Genomic DNA, 2,998 nt, shown 5'->3' with positions numbered 1-2,998 from the left:
GAAAGTAGGTTATCGTCAGGCTAGTTATAAGCAAAACCCCACCAGTGATCTGGTGGGGTTTTTTGCGTTTGGAAGCCGGCTCGTTCGGATTCACATGATGAATCCTCTCCTGAGTGGCCTTTTTGCGTCCTTCGCTCTGGCGCGACAGCGCTTCTTCACACCGACCACATACTGTTCGTCTGTGCTTTTGCGCGCTTCGTCGCACAGGTCTTCTGCGCCGGCAAGCATTCTTCTACGCTGGGTCCACGATATAGCGAGGAGCAAGCATGCGGTTTTCCCTGATTCGCCAGCACTCGGCCGCCCGCAGGTCTCTGCTGCCTGCAATGCTGTTGCTGCTCGGCCTCGCCTGGATGCGCCCGGCCGCCGCCGTCGCAACGCCGCCGCCAGGGCCGAACAAGTTTGCTTTGCAAGCCGAGATGGAAAAGCACCTGCAGTCCGAAGGCTTGCCCGGCGCTGTGTGGACACTTGTCACCCCCGATGCCGGCATCGTGACCGGTGCAGCCGGCGTCAGACATGCCGGGACCTGGCAGGCGATGGCGTCGGACACGCGCGTCCACGTCGGCTCGGTGGCAAAAACCGCGTTGGCCATCGGCGTTCTGCGCCTGATCACGACCGGCAAGCTGACGCTCGAAACGGAAGTCGCTCCCTTGCTGCCGCTCGTCCGATTCGACAATCGCTGGCAAGCAACCGATCCAATTCGCGTGCGTCACCTGCTGGAGCATACGGCGGGTCTCGAGAACTTCCGTTTCCACCAGATTTTCACGCTCGAGGCGCGCCCTGACTCGCCGCTGCTCGAGGCGCTCGGCGCCGCCCCGATGAAGCTCAACACGCGGCCCGGAGCGCAATTTGTGTATTCCAACATCGGCTACCACTTGCTGGGCATGGTGATCGAGGCCGTCACCCAATCCAGGTACGAGCGGTATCTCGACGCTGAACTGTTGCGTCCGCTAAAGATGGACGACAGCACCTTTACGTACACCAGCCAGGAAGGCGCCGGCGCGGATCCGCGCTTGGCAATGGGGCATTTCGACAACCGGGTTCCGCATCCCGCCGTCCCCGTCTACGCACGGCCCGCCGTGCAGTTCACCACGACCGCCGCCGACATGGGGCGTCTCGCTCGTTTCCTGATGGGCGACGGCAAGGTAGCAGGCCAGGTCTTCATCGCGCCCGAACTGCTGGGCGCACTGAGCGGCGCACGTGGCACGGACTCGGCGCGCGCCGGCTTGCCCGTCGGGCATGGCCTCGCCCTTGCCACGCGCGATCGCCACCAAGCAATTGGAGACTGCCATCCCGGAACCAGCGTCGGTTTCCAGGCCATGTTTTGCCTGTACCCGCGCGAACGCAAAGCCTTCTTTGTGACGGCAAATGCGGACGTGGAAACTGCCGACTACGACAAGCTGAACAAGACCTTGCTCGCTGAGTTGCAACTGGCAAAGCCTGCACGACCCGGCGCCGACGAGCCCGCACCGGAGGAAATTGGCCAATGGAGCGGCATTTACGTCCCGGCCTGGCATGCGGTCACGACCCTGGCATGGATCGATACCGTTTTCAATCCTGTCGACGTCCGATGGGATGGCAATGCACTCCAGCTCAGACCGCTTCAGGGCAAGCCGGCCAGCCTGCGTCCGGCGGGCGGGATGCTGCTGCGGGCCGACGGGCGGATCGCACCTTCCCATGTGCTGTTCGCATCGCATGGGGAACGCTTGCTGAGCGACGGCCTGCGCACGTATCGGCAGGTAGCGCTCGCACAGATGCTGTGGCTGTGGACGAGTACCGCGCTCGGCGTTCTTGGCCTGCTGCTTGTCCCGTGCCGGGGACTGTGGCTACTGGCTCGCGGGCGCTTGCGTAGCGAGAGCATGCTGGCGGTGCCGCTGGCCTCGGTGCTCATGCTCTTTGCGCCGCTTCCGTTTTTCTTCACCCAGTCTTTCCTCGCCTTGGGCGACCTGACGATCGCCAGTGGACTGCTTGCGCTTGCCAGCTGCGCGCTTCCGTTCGGAATGATCTACGGCCTCGTTCGCCTGGCGAGGCGAAGCAGGGCAGTGCGGCGCCCGGCGATCGAGTGCTTTGCCTTGCTCGCGGTAACGCAATGGACGGTCGTGCTCGCCGCCTGGGGAATGCTGCCTTTCCTGATGTGGCGATAGCAAACCGCGTTTTACATGCCGCTGACTGCCAGGCTAGGCGGTGCCCCGCGCCGGAGACTATCCCACAAGCGGTCGTGCAGTGGCAGGACCAAAACATTGCATACTGGTTCCAGGAGTGCCGCGATACCTCCCATCGCAGCAGAGCCGGTCGCGACAAACATCACCAGAAAGGCCACGCCCGCGTGAAGGGCTGTCTGGCTGAGCTTTTCGGCCAGCGTGAGGAAATGGCGTGCGGTCTGCATTCGATTCCGCCATGTCGCCCAGGCCGCTTCATGCACGGGGAGCAGGAGCACATTCAGCACCGGCTCGACCAGCACTGCCAGGCCGCTGAACACGGCGGACCCCGTCATCGCATAGGCGAGGGCGTAGGCGATGGCCATGTGGGTCACAACCTGGCTGATTCGTTTCGCTGCGGTGATCATCACTTCTCCTGTTTCTCAAGCGCATGAGAATGATAACGATGCTCATCCTATCGGTAAAATCGATTGATATAATGGAATCTATAGGTGCGGCCTATCGAGTCCCACGGCGCCGGAAGGTGGACGTCCATAGACCAATCGACGGCGGAAAAAATACGTAGCGAAAGGCCCTTGCAGCGCCTTGACCCGCTGCGCTATAATTCGCGTCCGCTTCGGCGCTGTCTGCAAAACGTTAACGTAATCAAGTAGTTAGATGCGTGATCGCTTTGCTGGTAGCAACAAGGTGGGAAAAAAGAAGTTGACGAAAAACGCGAAACACTGCATACTCTCGCTTCTGTGCTGCTGACGAACACAACGCTTTGTCGAATACAGCAAGGCAGTACCGAATACCGTTCTTTAACAATCAACAGTCGATAAGTGTGGGCGTTTGATGAAGGT

The 2,998-nt window shown here is 61.2% G+C and carries 2 protein-coding genes; one reads left to right on the top strand and one right to left on the bottom strand.

All coding sequences use genetic code 11. The annotated features are described in order from the left end of the window. The first annotated feature begins 266 nt into the window (after window positions 1–266). A complete protein-coding gene (locus tag AC3XQU_RS22605) occupies window positions 267–2,141 on the top strand; it encodes a serine hydrolase domain-containing protein (protein WP_489876415.1) in 1,875 nt (624 codons plus the stop codon). 11 nt (window positions 2,142–2,152) lie between these two features. Here AC3XQU_RS22605 and AC3XQU_RS22600 read toward each other — a convergent pair whose 3' ends face one another. Further along, the gene (locus AC3XQU_RS22600; protein ID WP_489876414.1) at window positions 2,153–2,563 is read right to left on the bottom strand and encodes a DUF2061 domain-containing protein; all 411 of its coding nucleotides are present in this window, start codon (window positions 2,561–2,563) and stop codon (window positions 2,153–2,155) included. Window positions 2,564–2,998: the final 435 nt, after the last annotated feature.

Source organism: Telluria sp. AZSoR62 (assembly GCF_058111565.1).
Note: the sequence above shows the minus strand (reverse complement) of the source record. Positions and strands in the feature narration are given on the sequence as shown.